This is a genomic window from Streptococcus toyakuensis, assembly GCF_024346585.1.
Classification (GTDB): domain Bacteria; phylum Bacillota; class Bacilli; order Lactobacillales; family Streptococcaceae; genus Streptococcus; species Streptococcus toyakuensis.
The window spans coordinates 1,695,824-1,715,205 of record NZ_AP024523.1 but is presented as its reverse complement, the minus strand read 5'-3'; the positions used below and the strand labels follow the sequence as shown (position 1 = coordinate 1,715,205).

Annotated in this window: 12 protein-coding genes; 8 read left to right on the top strand and 4 right to left on the bottom strand. The window is 39.0% G+C overall.

Translation table 11 applies throughout. The features are described 5' to 3' along the window. Positions 1-407 precede the first annotated feature (407 nt). Positions 408-2,513, top strand: coding sequence for an ATP-dependent Clp protease ATP-binding subunit (locus STYK_RS08610; RefSeq protein WP_261804900.1), 2,106 nt, complete (start codon positions 408-410; stop codon positions 2,511-2,513). A 58-nt stretch (positions 2,514-2,571) separates the two neighbouring features. Here the strand turns inward: STYK_RS08610 and STYK_RS08605 are convergent, their stop codons facing one another. Together STYK_RS08605 and STYK_RS08600 are read right to left on the bottom strand one after the other, a co-directional pair. Beyond that, positions 2,572-3,054: an S-ribosylhomocysteine lyase gene (locus tag STYK_RS08605; protein WP_000032547.1), complete on the bottom strand. Its 483-nt coding sequence runs from the start codon at positions 3,052-3,054 to the stop codon at positions 2,572-2,574. A gap of 94 nt (positions 3,055-3,148) precedes the next feature. Then, positions 3,149-4,633 carry a DUF1846 domain-containing protein gene (locus STYK_RS08600; RefSeq protein ID WP_070528737.1) on the bottom strand — a complete coding sequence of 495 codons (1,485 nt, stop codon included), beginning with the start codon at positions 4,631-4,633 and terminating at the stop codon, positions 3,149-3,151. A 152-nt stretch (positions 4,634-4,785) separates the two neighbouring features. Here STYK_RS08600 and STYK_RS08595 point away from each other — a divergent pair, with 152 nt between their 5' ends. The 6 genes from STYK_RS08595 (at position 4,786) to STYK_RS08565 (ending at position 15,840) form a co-directional block, all read left to right on the top strand. Further along, positions 4,786-6,396, top strand: coding sequence for a glycoside hydrolase family 13 protein (locus STYK_RS08595; protein ID WP_261804899.1), 1,611 nt, complete (start codon positions 4,786-4,788; stop codon positions 6,394-6,396). A 167-nt stretch (positions 6,397-6,563) separates the two neighbouring features. Then, on the top strand, positions 6,564-8,531 hold the full coding sequence (locus tag STYK_RS08590; RefSeq protein WP_261804898.1) for a peptide ABC transporter substrate-binding protein: 1,968 nt from the start codon (positions 6,564-6,566) through the stop codon (positions 8,529-8,531). 226 nt (positions 8,532-8,757) lie between these two features. Beyond that, positions 8,758-10,716 carry a peptide ABC transporter substrate-binding protein gene (locus STYK_RS08585; protein ID WP_261804897.1) on the top strand — a complete coding sequence of 653 codons (1,959 nt, stop codon included), beginning with the start codon at positions 8,758-8,760 and terminating at the stop codon, positions 10,714-10,716. A gap of 189 nt (positions 10,717-10,905) precedes the next feature. After that, entirely contained in the window at positions 10,906-12,351 is a 1,446-nt protein-coding gene (gene cpsA / locus STYK_RS08580) for an LCP family glycopolymer transferase CpsA (protein WP_261804896.1), read from the top strand. A 206-nt stretch (positions 12,352-12,557) separates the two neighbouring features. Beyond that, entirely contained in the window at positions 12,558-13,661 is a 1,104-nt protein-coding gene (gene glf, locus STYK_RS08570) for a UDP-galactopyranose mutase (protein ID WP_261020303.1), read from the top strand. A 199-nt stretch (positions 13,662-13,860) separates the two neighbouring features. After that, positions 13,861-15,840 carry a peptide ABC transporter substrate-binding protein gene (locus STYK_RS08565; protein ID WP_261804895.1) on the top strand — a complete coding sequence of 660 codons (1,980 nt, stop codon included), beginning with the start codon at positions 13,861-13,863 and terminating at the stop codon, positions 15,838-15,840. Between the two features lie 141 nt (positions 15,841-15,981). Here STYK_RS08565 and pbp1a read toward each other — a convergent pair whose 3' ends face one another. Further along, positions 15,982-18,135 carry a penicillin-binding protein PBP1A gene (gene pbp1a / locus STYK_RS08560; protein ID WP_261804894.1) on the bottom strand — a complete coding sequence of 718 codons (2,154 nt, stop codon included), beginning with the start codon at positions 18,133-18,135 and terminating at the stop codon, positions 15,982-15,984. Next, positions 18,132-18,728, bottom strand: a complete 597-nt coding sequence (gene recU / locus STYK_RS08555; RefSeq protein ID WP_033685492.1) for a Holliday junction resolvase RecU — start codon at positions 18,726-18,728, stop codon at positions 18,132-18,134. Before recU ends, pbp1a begins: the two co-directional genes overlap by 4 nt. Before the next feature lie 66 nt (positions 18,729-18,794). Between recU and STYK_RS08550 the strand changes: the two genes are divergently transcribed. Then, complete coding sequence (locus STYK_RS08550) at positions 18,795-19,322, top strand: SLOG family protein (RefSeq protein ID WP_084925906.1); 528 nt, start codon at positions 18,795-18,797, stop codon at positions 19,320-19,322. Positions 19,323-19,382: the final 60 nt, after the last annotated feature.

Below are 19,382 nucleotides of genomic sequence, written 5' to 3'. Positions count from 1 at the left end.
AAAATATTGGTCAATTAAAGTCAAATCTCTTGACCTTTTCTGACTAATGTAGTATATTATGAACGTAAGGTAAATGAAAGCCTTGCTAGAACACTTATACTTAATGAAAATCAAAGAGTAAACTAGGAAGCTAGCGCAGGTTGCTCAAAACACTGTTCTGAGGTTGCAGATAGAGCTGACGTTGTTTGAAGAGATTTTCGAAGAGTATTATTTAAAGTAAAATAGAAAGAGGTGGGGTCTATGTTTAATCTAGAAATCTTTAGAAGTAAAGATAGTCTACTCCTGCTTGAAAAAGAAAAACCAGAAATAGTACGTAGAGTAGCGATTTAGCTAGTCTAAATTTTTTAAAGAAAAAGTCAAAGATAGTCAATATCAGTAATAATAAATAACAAAAAGAGGTAAAGAATATGAACAACAACTTTAATAATTTTAACAACATGGATGATTTATTTAACCAATTGATGGGTGGTATGCGTGGATATAGTTCAGAAAACCGTCGTTACTTGATTAACGGCCGTGAAGTAACGCCTGAAGAGTTCGCTCACTATCGTGCAACGGGTCAATTGCCAGGAAATGCAGAAGCTGATGGACAAATGAAACAACAGTCTTCAGGTATGAAACAAGACGGTGTCCTTGCAAAACTAGGTCGAAACTTGACTGCAGAAGCACGTGAAGGTAAGTTAGATCCGGTTATTGGACGTAATAAAGAAATCCAAGAAACTTCTGAAATTCTTTCTCGTCGCACAAAGAATAATCCAGTTCTCGTCGGTGATGCTGGTGTTGGTAAAACTGCAGTAGTAGAAGGATTGGCCCAAGCTATCGTGAACGGCGACGTTCCTGCAGCAATCAAGAACAAAGAGATCATTTCTATTGATATTTCTGGACTTGAAGCTGGTACTCAATACCGTGGTAGCTTTGAAGAAAACATTCAAAACTTGGTAAACGAAGTCAAAGAAGCTGGAAATATTATCCTCTTCTTCGACGAAATTCACCAAATTCTCGGTGCTGGTAGCACAGGTGATGGTCAAGGGTCTAAAGGTCTTGCTGATATCTTGAAACCAGCTCTTTCACGTGGAGAATTGACAGTGATTGGCGCAACTACTCAAGATGAATACCGTAATACTATCTTGAAAAATGCAGCCCTTGCTCGTCGTTTCAACGAAGTGAAGGTTAATGCTCCATCAGCAGAGGATACTTTTAAAATCCTTCAAGGAATTCGTGATCTCTATCAACAACACCACAATGTTATTTTGCCAGATGAAGTCTTAAAAGCTGCCGTTGATTATTCTGTTCAGTATATTCCTCAACGTAGCTTGCCAGATAAGGCTATCGACCTTGTCGATGTTACGGCGGCTCACTTGGCAGCTCAGCATCCAGTAACAGATGTTCATGCTGTTGAACGTGAAATTGAGGTAGAAAAAGACAAGCAAGAAAAAGCAGTTGAGGCAGAAGATTTTGAAGCAGCTCTAAACTATAAAACACGCATTGCAGAATTGGAAAAGAAAATCGAAAACCATACAGAAGATATGAAAGTGACTGCAAGTGTCAACGATGTGGCTGAATCTGTAGAACGTATGACGGGTATTCCAGTATCTCAAATGGGGGCTACGGACATCGAACGTTTGAAAGATATGGGTCATCGTTTGCAGACGAAAGTTATTGGTCAAGATAAGGCCGTTGAAGCAGTAGCAAAAGCTATCCGTCGTAACCGTGCTGGTTTTGATGAAGGTAACCGTCCAATCGGTAGCTTCCTCTTTGTAGGTCCTACTGGTGTCGGTAAGACTGAGTTGGCTAAACAATTGGCTCTTGATATGTTCGGAACGAAAGATGCTATCATCCGTTTGGACATGTCAGAATACAGCGACCGCACAGCCGTATCTAAATTGATTGGTACAACTGCAGGTTATGTTGGTTACGATGACAACAACAATACCTTGACAGAACGCGTCCGTCGCAATCCATACTCAATCGTCCTTCTCGACGAAATTGAAAAGGCTGACCCTCAAGTCATCACCCTTCTCCTTCAAGTTTTGGATGATGGTCGTTTGACAGATGGTCAAGGTAACACTGTCAACTTCAAGAATACGGTGATAATCGCAACTTCAAACGCAGGCTTTGGTTACGAAGCTAACTTGACAGAAGATGCTGATAAACCAGAATTGATGGATCGTTTGAAACCTTACTTCCGTCCAGAATTCCTTAACCGTTTCAATGCTGTCATCGAATTCTCACACTTGAGCAAAGAAGATCTTTCTAAGATTGTAGACCTTATGTTGGTTGAAGTTAACAAGACGCTTTCTAAGAAAGACATTGACTTGGTAGTCAGTCAAGCAGCTAAGGACTATATCACAGAAGAAGGTTATGACGAAGTCATGGGTGTTCGTCCACTCCGTCGCGTGGTTGAACAAGAAATTCGGGATAAGGTGACAGACTTCCACTTGGATCACCTAGATGCTAAACATCTGGAAGCAGATATGGAAGATGGTGGTTTAGTTATTCGTGAAAAAGCCTAAATCAAGATTTTGAAAATAAAAAAAGGAACCAGTTCAAAAGCTGGTTTCTTTTTTATTATTAGATGACATGACGTTCAAAGGCATCGTCAGAGATTCCTTGTTCTAGAATGAGTTTAGCCCATTCTTTAGCAGAAAAGAGGCTGTGGTCCTTGTAGTTTCCGCAAGATTCGATGGTTGTTCCAGGGACATCTTCCCAAGTAGTAGTCTCAGCGATTTCCTTGAGCGAATCCTTGATGACGGCCGCGATTTCAGCACTGGTGTGACGCCCCCACATAATCATGTGGAAACCTGTGCGGCAACCAAATGGTGAACAGTCAATCATACCGTCAATGCGGGTACGGATGAGTTTGGCTAAGAGGTGCTCGATAGTGTGCAGACCAGCGGTAGGGATTGAGTCTTCATTGGGTTGTACTAAGCGAATGTCATAATTGGAGATGATGTCTCCCTTTGGTCCTGTTTCTTCCCCAATCAAGCGAACATAGGGTGCTTTAACAATGGTGTGGTCAAGTTCAAAACTTTCAACAATAACTTCTTTTGACATGGTAAATCCTTTCAGTTTTCTTCTTTCATTATAACATAAAGCCAGCTCTTGAGACAGAGAGAAAACCTCTCCGAGGGTGGAGAGGTTCAAATCTTTATTTACGATACAAGCGGTCGTATTGGTAGTAAGGATCAAAGGTTACGTTGATCCCTAGTTTACGAAGGACATTCTTGTCTTCATCGGTTAAGATGATGGTTGAGTGGGCTTCGCTTCCTTTGAGGTTGCCAAGTTCTTCCATAGCACGAGCAGCATCAGGATTTTCTGTAGCTGTGATAGCAAGTGCAATCAGGATTTCATTTGAATGAAGGCGTGGATTGCGGCTACCCAGATGATCGATTTTAAGACCTTGAATCGGTTTGACAACTTCAGGTTCGATTAGTTTTACTTCTTTAGCGATGTCAGCTGATTTCTTGATGGCGTTGATAAGAGCAGCGGCTGTAGGGCCAAAGAGCTCTGAGTTCTTACCTGTGACGATTTCCCCATTTGGCAATTCAAGGGATAGGGCTGGTCCGCCAGTTTCTTCAGCTTTTTGGCGTGCAGCAACAGCAACCTTACGGTCTGCTGGTGTGATACCGAGGTCATTCATAAGTAACTCAATTTTCTTGACAGCAGCTTCGCCAATTTTTTCGGCTTTAAAATCAAGGACCGTTTGATAGTAGCGGCGGATGATTTCTTGTTTAGAAGCTTCGATAGCAGCCTCATTATCTGTAATAGCGAAACCAACCATGTTGACCCCCATATCTGTCGGTGAAGAGTATGGAGATTCACCTAGAATGCGTTCTAACATGCGCTTGAGCACTGGGAAAATTTCGATATCACGGTTGTAGTTGACAGTGGTTTCTCCATAGGTTTGGAGATGGAAAGGGTCAATCATGTTGACATCATCAAGGTCAGCTGTAGCAGCCTCGTAGGCCAAATTGACTGGGTGATGAAGGGGAAGATTCCAAACTGGGAAGGTTTCAAATTTAGCGTAGCCAGACTTGATACCATTGATTTGGTCATGGTACATATTTGACATACAAGTTGCCAATTTTCCAGAACCAGGTCCAGGAGCAGTTACGACAATCAAGTTGCGACTAGTTTTGATGTAGTCATTTTTTCCCATTCCTTCTGGAGAAATGATATGATCCATATCTGTCGGATATCCTTTGATTGGATAGTGAAGATAAGAATCAATTCCGTTTTTCTCAAGTTGGTTGCGGAAGGCATCTGCAGCTGGTTGACCAGCGTACTGTGTGATGACAACGGAGCCAACAAAAATTCCTAATTCATTGAATTTGTCAATCAAACGAAGAACTTCTTGGTCATAAGAAATACCCAAGTCACCACGTGCTTTGGAATGCTCGATATTGCTAGCATTAATAGCAATCACAACCTCAACCTGCTCTTTCAATTCTTGTAAGAGCTTGATTTTGTTGTCAGGCTCATAACCAGGAAGGACACGAGCGGCGTGGAAATCTTCTAACATTTTGCCACCAAACTCCAAGTAGAGTTTGCCGTCAAATTGGTTAATACGCTCCAAAATGTGGTCGCGCTGTAGATTCAAATATTGTTCAGAACTAAAAGCTTGTTTTTTCATTTTTTTACCTCTGACCTCTATTATAATAAAAAAATGGAAGTTAGGAAACTATGGAGTTAAAAAAGGAATCAAAAAGATTAGGCAAACGCTTGCATAAAAATCTGAAAAGCGCTATCATAGACTGTAGATTATTAAAATAATGAGGTAAGAAGATGCAAGAAAAATGGTGGCACAATGCCGTAGTCTATCAAGTTTATCCTAAGAGCTTTATGGATAGCAACGGAGATGGAATTGGCGATTTGCCAGGAATTACCAGTAAGTTAGACTATCTAGCCAAGTTAGGAATTACAGCGATTTGGCTTTCTCCAGTTTATGACAGTCCTATGGATGATAATGGCTATGATATTGCTGATTATCAAGCGATTGCGGCTATTTTCGGGACCATGGAGGATATGGACCAACTGATCGCAGAAGCTAAGAAACGTGATATTCGTATCATCATGGACTTGGTGGTCAATCATACCTCAGATGAACATGCTTGGTTTGTCGAGGCCTGTGAAAATCCTAACAGCCCTGAACGTGACTACTATATTTGGCGGGATGAACCCAATGATTTGGATTCTATCTTTAGTGGTTCTGCTTGGGAATACGATGAAAAGTCAGGTCAATACTATCTCCACTTTTTCAGTAAGAAACAGCCTGATCTCAACTGGGAAAATGAAAAACTTCGCCAGAAAATTTATGAGATGATGAACTTCTGGATTGATAAAGGCATTGGCGGTTTCCGTATGGATGTTATCGACATGATTGGGAAAATTCCTGATGAGAAAGTAGTCAATAATGGTCCTATGCTCCACCCTTATCTCAAGGAGATGAATCAGGCGACCTTTGGAGATCAGGATCTCTTGACAGTAGGGGAAACATGGGGAGCAACGCCAGAGATTGCCAAGCTCTACTCGGATCCAAAGGGGCAAGAATTGTCTATGGTCTTCCATTTTGAACATATCGGTCTTCAGTATCAGGAAGGTCAGCCTAAATGGCATTATCAAAAAGAGCTGAATATCGCTAAGTTAAAAGAAATTTTTAACAAATGGCAGACAGAATTAGGAGTTGAGGACGGTTGGAATTCGCTCTTCTGGAACAATCATGACCTTCCTCGTATCGTCTCAATCTGGGGAAATGACCAAGAATACCGCGAAAAATCTGCCAAAGCCTTTGCCATCTTGCTTCATCTCATGAGAGGAACTCCTTATATCTACCAAGGTGAGGAGATTGGGATGACCAACTATCCGTTTGAAACACTGGACCAAGTAGAAGATATTGAATCCCTCAACTATGCGCGTGAAGCTCTTGAAAAAGGTGTGCCGATGGACGAAATCATGGAAAGTATCCGTGTCATTGGACGTGACAATGCCCGTACCCCTATGCAATGGGACGAGAGCAAAAACGCTGGTTTCTCAACAGGTCAACCTTGGTTGGCAGTCACCCCAAACTATCAAGCAATCAACGTTCAAGAAGCACTGGCAAATCCAGATTCTATTTTCTATACCTATCAGAAACTGGTTCAAATCCGTAAGGAAAATAGCTGGCTGATTCAAGCTGATTTTGAATTGCTTGATACGGTTGATAAGGTCTTTGCCTATATCCGTAAGGACGGTGACCGTCGCTTCCTAGTTTTGGCTAACTTGTCCAATGAAGAGCAAGACTTGACCGTAGAAGGAAACGTCAAATCGGTTTTGATTGAAAACACCGTGGCTCAGGAAGTTTTTGAAAAACAAAGCTTAGCTCCATGGGATGCTTTCTGTGTGGAAATGACTAACTAAAAAGTGAGAACCTTGAGCCTTAGAGTTTGAGGTTTTTTGCTAAAAGTTGTGTAAAAAACTCTTTTAAAAATATTTGTTAGAATTTTCTAACAAATCGCACTAAAATTCTTGTATTTATAAAAAAATAAGGTATAATAGTGAAAATACTTTCTTAAAGGAGATTACCTATGAAATCGAAAAAGTGGCTCTTAGGAGCAGGAGTGACCTTGAGTACAGCCATTCTTTTAACAGCTTGTGGGAAAAGTGAAAAGAATGCAGATGCTCCCAAAACATTCTCTTATGTTTATGCTGTTGATCCATCATCCTTGGATTATAGCGTTACAAGTAAAAGTTCAACTTCTGACGTAATAGGTAATGTCGTCGACGGTCTTTTAGAGAATGATAAATATGGGAATCTCATTCCTTCTCTAGCAGAGGATTGGTCAGTTTCTAAAGATGGCTTGACTTATACTTACAAACTACGTAAAGGTGTGAAGTGGTATACTTCAGAAGGAGAAGAGTATGCGGAAGTTAAAGCTCAGGATTTTGTCACCGGATTAAAGCATGCAGCAGACGGAAAATCCGATGGTCTTTCTTTGGTTGAGAAATCCATCAAAGGATTGGAGGCTTATGTTAGTGGTGAGACAAACGACTTCTCAACTGTAGGTGTGAAGGCTCTTGATGATTATACGGTAGAATATACCCTTAATAAACCGGAAAGTTTTTGGAACTCTAAAGTAACCACAGCAACCATGCTTCCTGTAAATGAAGAATTTTTGAATGCAACAGGCAAGGATTACGGAGCGCCAACTCCATCAAGTATTCTTTACAATGGCCCATATTTTTTGAAATCTTTGATTTCTAAATCTGTGATTGAATATGAAAAAAATCCTAACTATTGGGATAAGGACAATGTCAAAATTGATAATGTTAAATTGACATTCTATGATGGTTCAGATCAAGAATCCTTAATTCGTAGCTTTACACAAGGTGCCTATACCACTGCACGTCTTTTTCCAGCAAGCTCAAACTTTGAGTCAACTAAGAAAGAGTACGGAGATAAGATTGTCTATAGTCCACAAGAGGCAACAAGCTACTACCTCACTGTGAACGTAAACCGCCAGTCTTACAATAAAACAGCTAAAACAGATGAGTCACAAAAAACATCAACAAAAGAAGCTCTTCTCAATAAGAACTTCCGTCAAGCAATTAATTTTGCCTTCAATCGCCACGCCTATACAGCTCAATTAAACGGTGAAGAGGGTGCGGATAAGATTATTCGTAATAGTCTAGTGCCAGATAATTACGTTCAAGTAGCTGGGAAGACCTTCGGACAGTTGGCTCAGGATGAACTACTGAAATATGGAGAACAGTGGAAAGATGTGACTCTCACAGATGGTAAGGATACAATTTACAATCCAACAAAGGCCAAGTCTGCATTTGAAAAAGCGAAGTCAGAATTGCAAGCTAAGGGAGTGACTTTCCCGATTCATCTAGATGTGCCAGTAGAACAGACAGATGTAGTTGCGGTGCAACAAACCAATTCGCTAAAACAATCAATTGAAGAAACGCTTGGAACGGAGAATGTGATTATAGATGTTCTTCAAATGACAGATAATGAGAAGGAAAGTATTACTTCTCAAGCTAAAGTTCCAACCCAAAAAGATTATGATTTGAACGGAACAGGTTGGGGACCAGATTACCAAGATCCAGCAACCTATCTCAATATTTTAGATGCTAAGAAGGGTTCTGCCTTGAAACATCTAGGTATAACAAAGGGCAAGGATCCTGAAGTTGTGGCAAAAGTTGGCTTGGATGAATACAAGAAGCTCTTGGATGATGCGGCTTCTGAGACAAGTAATCTTGATAAACGATACAAAAAGTATGCTAAAGCACAGGCTTGGGTTACTGATAGTTCACTTCTTATTCCAGTTGCTTCTTCAGGGGGCTCTCCTATGGTTAGTCGTACTGTTCCATTTACCAAAGCTTATTCACAGGTCGGTATTAAGGGGGATCCATTTATTTTTAAAGGAATGGAACTTCAAAATGATATTGTGACAACTAAAGAGTATGATGCGGCCTTCAAAAAGTGGCAAAAGGAAAAACTGGAATCGAATGCTCAGTATCAAAAGGATTTAGAAAAGCACATAAAATAACGTGAATGAGATTCTTGCTTTCGTTAGGTTATCAGTTAATTCATTGATATTTAAATGATAAATCGCATAAAAACAAGGGAGGACTGTATGAAAGACAGAAATCCTTTGTTTTTTTATGACTAAAGTTTATAAACTTTCATTCTAGAAATTCAATTAACTTTACAAATTCCCACTATTTTGGTAAAATAAACCTATGTTATAAAAACTAACATAAAGGAGAAAGAAGATGACTACAAAAAAGCGTATCCTTAGTGCAGGTCTGACTGTTGCAGCTGCCTTGCTGTTAACTGCTTGCGGACAATCAGGTTCAGATACAAAAACTTACTCATCAACCTTTAGTGGAAACCCAACTACATTTAACTACTTATTAGACTACTACGCTGATAATACAGCTATTATTACTAACCTAGTTGATGGTTTGCTTGAAAATGACAACCACGGAAACCTAGTTCCATCTTTGGCAGAGGACTGGTCTGTTTCAAGCGACGGTCTGACTTATACCTATAAACTGAGAAAAGATGCCAAATGGTTTACGGCTGACGGTGAAGAGTATGCCCCAGTCAAGGCACAAGATTTTGTGACAGGTATCAAATACGCAGTGGATAATAAATCCCAGGCCATTGACTTGATTCAAAACTCAATCAAGGGCTTGAATGATTATATTACAGGAGCGGATTCTGACTTTTCTAAGGTTGGGGTGAAGGCCATTGACGACCAGACTGTTGAGTATACTTTGGCGCGCCCAGAACCTTACTGGAACTCAAAAACAACCAACAGTATTCTTTTCCCAGTGAATGAAGAGTTTCTAAACTCAAAAGGGAAAGATTTTGGTACCCTATCTCCAGATAGCATTCTCTACAGCGGACCTTATTTGTTAAAAGATTTCACATCAAAATCATCGATCGAGTATGTGAAAAATCCGCATTATTATGATCATGACAAAGTATCGATTGAACACGTAAAATTGGCCTATTTTGATGGTTCAGACCAAGAATTGACCATCCGTAACTTTGAAAGTGGAGCTTATTCAATCGCAGGTGTTTATCCAAATAGTTCTAACTTTGCTAAGACCAAGGAGAAATATAAGGATAATATCGTCTATAGCTTGCAGGACAAGACTTCTTGGTATTTCAATTTTAACGTCAACCGTAAGGCCTACAATCACACTGCTAAGACAACAGATGAGCAGAAGAAGTCAACTGAGACAGCTGTTTTGAACAAGAACTTCCGCCAAGCGGTGAACTTTGCCTTGGACCGCACAGCCTATTCTGCTCAGTCAAATGGGGAAGAAGCGGCTAGCAAGACCCTTCGTAACACCCTAGTACCTCCTACATTTGTCCAAGTTGGAGACAAGACTTTTGGAGAAGTAGTCGCTTCTAAATTGGTCAACTATGGCACAGAATGGTCAGGTATTAACTTGGCAGATGCTCAGGATGCCTATTTTAACAAAGAAAAAGCCCAAGCAAAATTTGCGGAAGCTAAAAAAGAATTGGCAAGTCAAGGTGTGACTTTCCCTATTCACTTGGATGTAGCTGTTGATCAAACAAGTAAAAATGCTGTGACAGGCATGAACTCAGTTAAGCAGACCCTTGAGTCAGTTTTAGGTGCTGATAACATTGTCATTGATGTTCAGCAACTTTCAACAGATGATTTTAATAACGTAGCCTTCTTAGCACCAACGCCAGCTGATCGTGACTATGATTTGAACTTTGATGGTTGGGTAGGTGACTACCAAGATCCATCAACTTACCTCAATCCTTTCAATACAGAGGATGGATTCTATCTCAAGATTTTTGGTCTAGATGCTCAAGAAGATAAAGCTAAGATTGCTAGCTTGGGACTTGATACTTACACCAAGATGCTCAAAGATGCAGATAGCGAAAATAAAGATGTAGCCAAACGCTATGAAAAATATGCTGAAGCACAGGCTTGGATGATTGACAATTCTCTGATTATGTCAGCAATGTCAAGTGGTGGTACAGCATCTGTAACCAAAGTAACGCCATTTACAAGAGGCTATTCACTGGTCGGCATCAAGGGTGATGGCAATAACTACAAGTACATGAAACTGCAAAAAGATACTGTGACAACCAAACAGTATGAAGAAGCTAAGACTAAATGGGAGCAAGAAAGTAAAAAAGCAATCGAAAAAGCTCAAAAAGAAGCAGAAAATCATGTTAAATAAAGATGAATGAGGTTCCGTAAGGGACCTTTTTGATGTTTATATAGTAAATTTATTGATGTAATTGTTTGCAAATCAAAAAGAATGTTTCGGAAAGAAGATGAAAACGCCTTACCTAAGCGGATTTATCTCACAAGTGTATTTTTTTATGATATAATAAAATGAAATAAAAATTGATAATAGAGGTATATCGTGAGTAGATCTTCTAAGCGAGCTCGTCAGGGTAAAACAAAAATATTGATTAGTTGGGGGTTGCTAGCTATCTATGCATTACTAGCAGTCTTTTTGTTGTTTTTGATTTTCAAGTATAATATGCTAGCCTTCCGATATCTCAATATAGTGGTCACTGTCTTAATTGTAGCCTTAGCTATCTTGTGCTTCTTTTTAATTCGGTCAAAGAAAGTTCAAAATCTAACGTTGATTTTATTACTACTTGGTGTGTTAATCAATGGTACTTCTCTCTTTGCTGTAGGGCAGTTCATTGGATTTACCAGTCGCCTGAATGCAACATCGAATTACTCAAATTATTCGATGAGTATTGCTGTGCTAGCAGATAGTCCAATTGAGAATATCAGTCAGGTAACTAGTGTGATGGGACCTACTGGGACGGATAAGGATAATATCCAACAGTTGATGAATGATCTTAAGGCTAATCAAAATAAGGAATTGACAGTCGAAGAAAGTAGCTCCTATCTTGCGGCCTATAAGAGCTTGCTAGCCGGTGATACAAAGGCAATCATTCTAAACAGTGTCTTTGAAAACATTATCGAATCGGAATATCCTGACTATGCTTCAAAGATTAAGAAAATCTACACCAAAGAGTTAACCAAGACGGTTGAAACTCCAAAAGATGTCAAAGGTGACAGTTTCAACGTTTATATCAGTGGAATTGATACTTACGGTCCAATCAGTTCGGTTTCTCGGTCTGATGTCAATATCATTATGACAGTTAATCGCGAAACTAAAAAGATTCTCTTGACAACGACACCTCGTGATTCCTATGTTCCAATTGCAGATGGTGGTAACAACCAAAAAGATAAGTTGACCCATGCGGGGATTTATGGAGTAGATGCTTCCATTCATACACTGGAAAATCTCTACGGTATTGACTTGAACTATTACGCTCGTTTGAATTTCACTTCTTTCTTGAAATTAATAGATCTTCTCGGTGGAGTTGATGTTCATAATGATCAAGAATTTACTGCTCATACAAATGGGAAGTTCTATCCTGTAGGGAATGTTCATCTTGACTCGGAGCAAGCTCTTAGCTTTGTACGTGAGCGTTATTCATTGGCAGATGGAGACCGAGATCGTGGTCGTAACCAGCAAAAAGTTATTGTCGCTATTTTGCAAAAGTTAACTTCGACAGAAGCTTTGAAAAATTATGACAGTATTATAAAGGGTCTACAAGATTCCGTGCAAACCAATATGCCACTTGAAACCATGATGAACCTGGCCAATGCCCAACTTGAGAGTGGTGGAACTTATAAGATTAATTCGCAAGATCTTAAAGGAACAGGGCGTATGGATTTGCCATCCTATGCCATGCCTGATAGCAACCTTTACATGATGGAGATAAGTGATAGCAGTTTAGAGTCAGTCAAGGCTGCAATCAATGATGTGATGGAAGGAAAATAAGACACAATGATTGATATTCATTCGTATATCGTATTTGGTGTGGATGATGTTTTAAAATCTAAGCAAGAAAGCAAGGTCCTTTTGACAGAAGCTTATGGACAAGAAGTACGGACTTGAGATGTAAAACATGCAATTGTAACATCGATTAAAGTTATCCATCTTGTACAATTGCTACAACAGTTTGTTAAAAATAAAAGGAGGGAGTTATGTACGATTATCTTGTCGTTGGTGCTGGTCTTTTTGGTGCAGTCTTTGCCCATGAAGCAGCCCTAAAAGGAAAAAAAGTAAAAGTCATTGAAAAACGAAATCATATCGCGGGTAATATCTATACTCGTGAAGAGGAAGGAATTCAAGTTCATCAGTATGGTGCTCATATTTTTCATACTTCTGATAAGGAGATTTGGGATTATGTAAATCAGTTTGCAGAATTTAACCGTTACACAAACTCCCCTGTTGCTAATTATAAGGGTGAGATTTATAACCTTCCTTTTAATATGAATACCTTCAATAAACTTTGGGGAGTTGTAACGCCAGCAGAAGCACAGGCTAAGATTGATGAGCAACGTGCTGTTTTAAATGGCAAAACTCCTGAAAATTTGGAAGAACAGGCTATTTCTCTTGTAGGTACAGACATCTACGAAAAATTAATCAAAGATTATACAGAGAAACAGTGGGGCAAGCCAACTACGGAACTTCCAGCCTTTATCATTCGCCGTTTGCCAGTACGTCTGACCTATGATAACAACTATTTTAATGATACCTATCAAGGGATTCCAATTGGTGGTTACACTCAAATAGTTGAAAAAATGTTGGATCATGAAAACATTGATGTAGAAACAAATGTTGATTTCTTTGCGAATAAAGAGCAATATATGAAGGATTTCCCTAAGATTGTCTTTACTGGTATGATTGATGAATTCTTCGACTATAAGTTGGGTGAACTAGAGTACCGTAGTCTTCGTTTTGAAAACGAGACCTTGGATATGGAGAATTACCAAGGAAATGCAGTTGTGAACTATACAGATTCAGATACCCCATATACTCGCATTATTGAACACAAACATTTTGAGTTTGGGAATCAAGCAAAGACGATCATTACTAAAGAACATTCTAAAACATGGGAAAAAGGTGATGAGCCTTATTATCCAGTTAATAATGATCGTAATAATCATTTGTATAAATCATATAAAAAATTGGCTGATGAGCAAGGCAATGTTATCTTTGGTGGCCGCTTAGGACATTATCGTTATTACGATATGCACCAGGTAATCGGAGCTGCCTTGCAGTGTGTAAGAAATGAGTTAGATTAAACAACTAAAACTGTTTACAGTAGCTATTTAGTAATATGATTGATCATTCCTTGACTACCTAGTGTAGTCGAGGTTTTTTGATAGTATTCATATTTTTACAACCTTATTGTTTAAAAAATAATTTTCAAAAATTCTGAAAATTGTATTGACAGGATTAGAAAAAGGGTCTATAATGAATAAAAAAACAAAGGAGAAGACTATGAAAACAAGAAAAGTATTGGCTCTTGTGGGAGTGACTTTATTAGCAGCGGGTGTTTTAGCTGCTTGTTCTGGTGGTTCTGGTGCTAAAGGTGAGCAGACTTTTGCATTTACATACGAGAAAGATCCTGATAATCTTAATTATTTAACAACTGGTAAAGCTTCAACATCTGATATTACTAGTAATGTGATTGACGGATTGCTTGAAAATGATAAATACGGGAACCTTATTCCTTCATTGGCAGAAGACTGGTCAGTATCTAAAGATGGTTTGACTTACACCTACACTATTCGTAAGGACGCAAAATGGTACACATCCGAAGGAGAAGAGTATGCTCCTGTTAAGGCTCAGGACTTTGTGACAGGACTTAAATATGCAACGGATAAGAAATCAGAAGCTCTTTACTTGGTACAAGATTCGATCAAAGGTCTGGATGCTTATGCTAAAGGGGAAAATAAAGATTTCTCTCAAGTTGGAATTAAAGCCCTTGACGATCAAACGATTCAATACACGTTGAACAAACCAGAAAGTTTTTGGAATTCTAAAATAACCATGGGTGTGCTTGCGCCAGTTAATGAAGAGTTTTTGAACTCAAAAGGGGATGATTTTGCCAAAGCAACAGATCCAAGTAGTCTCTTGTATAATGGTCCTTATTTGTTGAAATCTCTTGTGACTAAATCCTCTGTTGAATTTGTGAAGAATCCGAACTACTGGGATAAGGATAATGTACATATTGATAAGGTCAAATTGTCATTCTGGGATGGTCAAGATACCAGCAAACCAGCAGAAAACTTTAAAGATGGAAGCTTTACGGCAGCTCGTCTCTTTCCAACAAATGCAAGTTTTACAGAGCTTGAGAAAGAGATGAAAGACAATATTGTATATACCCAACAAGACTCTACGACTTATATAGTTGGTACAAATATTGATCGCCAATCTTATAAGTACACATCTAAGACCAGCGAAGAACAAAAGACATCTACTAAAAAGGCTCTCTTAAATAAGGATTTCCGTCAGGCTATTGCTTTCGGATTTGACCGTACAGCCTATGCCTCTCAGTTGAATGGACAAACTGGAGCAAGCAAAATCTTACGTAATCTCTTTGTTCCACCAACATTTGTCCAAGCAGATGGTAAAAACTTTGGCGATATGGTCAAAGAGAAATTGGTCACTTATGGGGATGAATGGAAGGATGTTAATCTTGCAGATTCTCAGGATGGCCTTTACAATCCTGAGAAAGCCAAGGCAGAATTTGCTAAAGCCAAATCAGCCCTACAAGCTGAGGGAGTACAATTCCCAATTCATCTAGATATGCCTGTTGACCAAACAGCAACTACAAAAGTTCAGCGCGTCCAATCTATGAAACAATCCTTGGAAGCAACTTTAGGAACTGATAATGTTATTATTGATATTCAACAACTACAAAAAGACGAAGTAAACAATATTACATATTTTGCTGAAAATGCTGCTGGCGAAGACTGGGATTTATCAGATAATGTCGGTTGGAGTCCTGACTTTGCCGATCCATCAACCTACCTTGATATTATCAAACCATCTGTAGGAGAAAGTACTAAAACATATTTAGGGTTTGACTCAGGGAAAGATAATGTAGCTGCTAAAAAAGTAGGTCTATATGACTACGAAAAATTGGTTACAGAAGCTGGTGATGAGGCTACAGATGTTTCTAAACGATATGATAAATACGCTGCGGCCCAAGCTTGGTTGACAGATAGTGCTTTGATTATTCCAACTACATCTCGTACAGGGCGTCCAATCTTGTCTAAGATGGTACCATTTACAATACCATTTGCATTGTCAGGAAATAAAGGTACAAGTGAGCCACTCTTGTATAAATACCTTGAACTTCAAGACAAGGCAGTCACAGCAGATGAATACCAAAAAGCTCAAGATAAATGGATGAAAGAAAAAGAAGAATCCAATAAAAAAGCGCAAGAAGAGCTCGCAAAACATGTGAAATAAGATAAAAAGAAGTTAGTTATTCGCTAACTTCTTTTGGTTTATCGAAAATGAATTGGTGCCGATCATCGCTTTTAGATATGATAGATCCTATTTTGTTGAAGAAAAAATCCTGAGCCTTTATTCTCAGAATTTTCTTTTATCTTACTGTTGTGGTTGCTGTTGAACTTGTGGATTTTGTGGCGTTGGTTGTACTGGTTGTGTCGGTTGAACAGCTTGTCCTTGATTAGGATCGGTTGCTGGAGCATTATTGGGTTGTTGACCAATCGTAGTACTTGCCTGTGTAGTTGAACTTTCAGCTGTTGAGGATTGTTGAGTAGAGGGTTCAGTCCATATTGGGCGAGCTCCATTTTTGAATACAAATTCGCCATTTCGGAACAGGCCATCTGGCATCGTCCAATCTTCAGGTTGCTCATCTTCTGATAAATACGATATCATTGAGCGATAAACTTTGGCAGCAACTAGGAAATCATCTCCAACTATTGGAGTAAAACGGTTTGAGTATCCAGTCCATACAGCCATAGAATACTTAGGAGTATATCCTACAAACGATTCATCTGGAGCTACGTAGCCAGTGTTTTTGACATATTTTTCGATTTCTTCATCAGTATAGTTAGAAGTACCCGTCTTACCTGCTTGTGGAAGCCATGAAATATAAGCATCTCGACCTATACCAGAGTATAATACTGTTTTCATCATTTCTGTCATCATGTAGGCAGTTGTTTCCTTCATGGCGCGTGATCCAGGATCAGAAAATTCTTTTGAACTACCATCACTAAAGATAACTTTATTGATATACATTGGTTTGTGGTAGATACCACCATTGGCAAAAGCAGCATAGGCAACGGCCATTTTTTCACTGCTAGCACCATATTTTTTGTTGGATTCAGTTGTATTACTTGAAATGGCGTTTGCATAATACATGCTTGGATAGTCGATACCAAGACCATTAAGGAAGGTTTTAGCTCTATCTAGACCGACCTTATTCAAAGTCTCAACGGCTGTGACATTTCGTGATTGTTGAAGAGCATACTGGATTGTAATGTTTCCAAAGTAGACATGATCCCAGTTGTAGAGTGGAGTATCAGTGCCAGGATAGTTATAAGGGACATCATGTACAATAGAAGCAGTAGAGTCATAGACTCCATATTCTAAAGCGGGAGCATAGTCAGTGATTGGTTTCATTGATGATCCCCAGTCACGATTGGTTTCTACGGCCTGGTTGGTACCGAATGAAACATTACTTGCTTGATGACGAGCACCAAGTTGTGCGATGACTTTACCATTTGAAACATCTACGACCGTAGATGCGACTTGCAAATCATCGTCAGGGTAAGAGACGTATTGATCGGAGTTGTAGATATCCCACAGATGTTTTTGAGCTTCTTGGTCTACATTTGTGTAAACATCCATCCCAGTAGTTAGAAGGTTATAGCCAGTTTCTTGTTCTACTTGGTCGATAACCTCTTTGAGATAATTGTCCATATATGCTGGATAGCTATTGACCGATTTCAAACTTTGGAGTCCATCAGTAATAGGGGTATTAATAGCCTTCTCATACTGTTCGGCAGAAATGTAGCCTTGACCTTTCATCTCTGAAAGTACCAAGTTACGACGGTCAAGGGCAGCTTCTGGATGAGAATAGGGATCGTATTGATTCGGAGCCTGTGGCATTCCTGCTAGTAGGGCAAGTTGAGGTAATGATAGTTCTCGCAAATCTTTGCCGTAATAGTTTTGGGCAGCCGTCTGCATTCCATAGTTTCCGTTAGACATGTAAACTTTATTCACATAGTAGGTCAGGATTTCTTGTTTTGTGGCTTTTTGTTCTAATTGAACAGCCAACCAAGCTTCCTGGGCTTTACGTGAAATGGTCTGATCAGAAGTGGAAGTTGAGAAATAGGTCAACTTAATTAATTGTTGTGTCAAGGTTGAGGCACCTTGTAGACCTCCTCCTTGTAGATTTCTCAATGCTGCTCCCATGATACGAATAGTATCAACACCTCTATGATCAAAAAAACGGTGGTCTTCGATAGACACAATTGCCTTGACTAAGTCAGTAGGAATTTCATTTGCTTGGGCATTTACGCGACGTTCAGATCCAAGGTCAGCAATCAGTTCGTTTTTGTTGTCATAAATCTTGCTAGAGGTTGTCGCAACTAATTTACTTTCAGATAAGGCTGGAGCCTTGCTAACAAAGTAGAGGAAGACACCTCCACCTAATAGAAATAATGCGATAAATAAGGTAAGAAATGTAATTCCAATATACTTTAAGAATCGCAGAATAGTTTGTTTATTCATCTTGTTTTACCACCTAGTAAACGTTCTTTGATAATATCGAGATAGGGAATTTGAGGGAAAGCTCCTTGCTTTATTAAATATCCGTATTCTTGAATATATCCAAGTGGCATTGATTTTTGGCCCTTATCTTGATGATAAAAGCGAATCAAATCAAGTGCTGGCAACAAATAAGTTTCTTGTCGAGAAGAAAAATGAAGTAGTACGAAGCAAATGCCCTGCTGTTCTAGAACTTGTTCCATATGTTGAATCTGGTGAAGATGGAAGTTCTTCATTGGGATAGCATTTTTTTGCCGCGTTTCCTTGGCTTCAAAGTCAATGTAATGTCCTCTATATACGCCAGAGTAATCTGTTGTGGAAGCTTGTCTAAAGTAGGCTTCTACAATTTTGGCTCGACTACGTTGAGGATAGTCTACTCGAACAATCTGAACAGGCGTTGGCTTTTTATGGATAACTGCCATACCATGCGTCAGATAGTAGTCGTTTGTAGCGTTAATCATCTTTTCAAAAGTCATTCCTCGATTTGCGAAATTTTTTGGTTGAGAAATGGATGTTTGGCTTTTTTTTGATGAAATTTTATGAGGATAGTTGACCATATTTCTCCTTATTGGTACAATAACATCACTCTATTATACCATAAAAATAGAAAGAAAGGTGTAAAAATGACTACAGCTTTAATTATGGGATATTCTAATTTTGACTTGGGTTTGTTTTCTGACAAGGATCCTCGTCTTAAATTGATTAAAAAAGCGATACGTAGGGATTTAGAAGCTATGGCAGAAGATGGGGTGACTTGGCTTGTATTTACAGGGACTTTGGGCTTTGAATATTGGGTTTTAGAGGTTGCTCAGGAAATGAAGACCGAATACGGTTTCCAGTTGGCCACCATTTTTGCTTTTGAAACCCATGGGGAAAATTGGAATGAAGGCAATCAGATGAAACTGAGCCAATTTAAGCAGGTCGATTTTGTCAAATATGCCTATCCTAAATATGAACATATGGGGCAACTACGAGACTACCAACGATTTTTGCTGGAAAATACTGACTTAGCTTATTTTTTCTATGACTCAGAAAATGAGACCAAATTAAAATTTATAGACAATTTGATGAAAAATCAGGAAGGTTATCGCATAAAAAGGTTAACGTTTGAAGACTTAAATGAGCTAGCAGAAAATTTTTCTGAAAAGTAAGGCTTTGACCTTGATTTTTGTTTGCCTTTTTTTATATAATAATACTATTAGAAACCGAGA

What these genes read in the sequence shown, in the direction of transcription:
- STYK_RS08610 (WP_261804900.1), top strand. Translation starts at nt 408, where the DNA reads ATGAACAACAACTTTAATAATTTTAACAACATGGATGATTTATTTAAC.
- STYK_RS08605 (WP_000032547.1), bottom strand. Translation starts at nt 3,054, where the DNA reads ATGTCAAAAGAAGTTATTGTTGAAAGTTTTGAACTTGACCACACCATT.
- STYK_RS08600 (WP_070528737.1), bottom strand. Translation starts at nt 4,633, where the DNA reads ATGAAAAAACAAGCTTTTAGTTCTGAACAATATTTGAATCTACAGCGC.
- STYK_RS08595 (WP_261804899.1), top strand. Translation starts at nt 4,786, where the DNA reads ATGCAAGAAAAATGGTGGCACAATGCCGTAGTCTATCAAGTTTATCCT.
- STYK_RS08590 (WP_261804898.1), top strand. Translation starts at nt 6,564, where the DNA reads ATGAAATCGAAAAAGTGGCTCTTAGGAGCAGGAGTGACCTTGAGTACA.
- STYK_RS08585 (WP_261804897.1), top strand. Translation starts at nt 8,758, where the DNA reads ATGACTACAAAAAAGCGTATCCTTAGTGCAGGTCTGACTGTTGCAGCT.
- glf (WP_261020303.1), top strand. Translation starts at nt 12,558, where the DNA reads ATGTACGATTATCTTGTCGTTGGTGCTGGTCTTTTTGGTGCAGTCTTT.
- STYK_RS08565 (WP_261804895.1), top strand. Translation starts at nt 13,861, where the DNA reads ATGAAAACAAGAAAAGTATTGGCTCTTGTGGGAGTGACTTTATTAGCA.
- pbp1a (WP_261804894.1), bottom strand. Translation starts at nt 18,135, where the DNA reads ATGAATAAACAAACTATTCTGCGATTCTTAAAGTATATTGGAATTACA.
- recU (WP_033685492.1), bottom strand. Translation starts at nt 18,728, where the DNA reads ATGGTCAACTATCCTCATAAAATTTCATCAAAAAAAAGCCAAACATCC.
- STYK_RS08550 (WP_084925906.1), top strand. Translation starts at nt 18,795, where the DNA reads ATGACTACAGCTTTAATTATGGGATATTCTAATTTTGACTTGGGTTTG.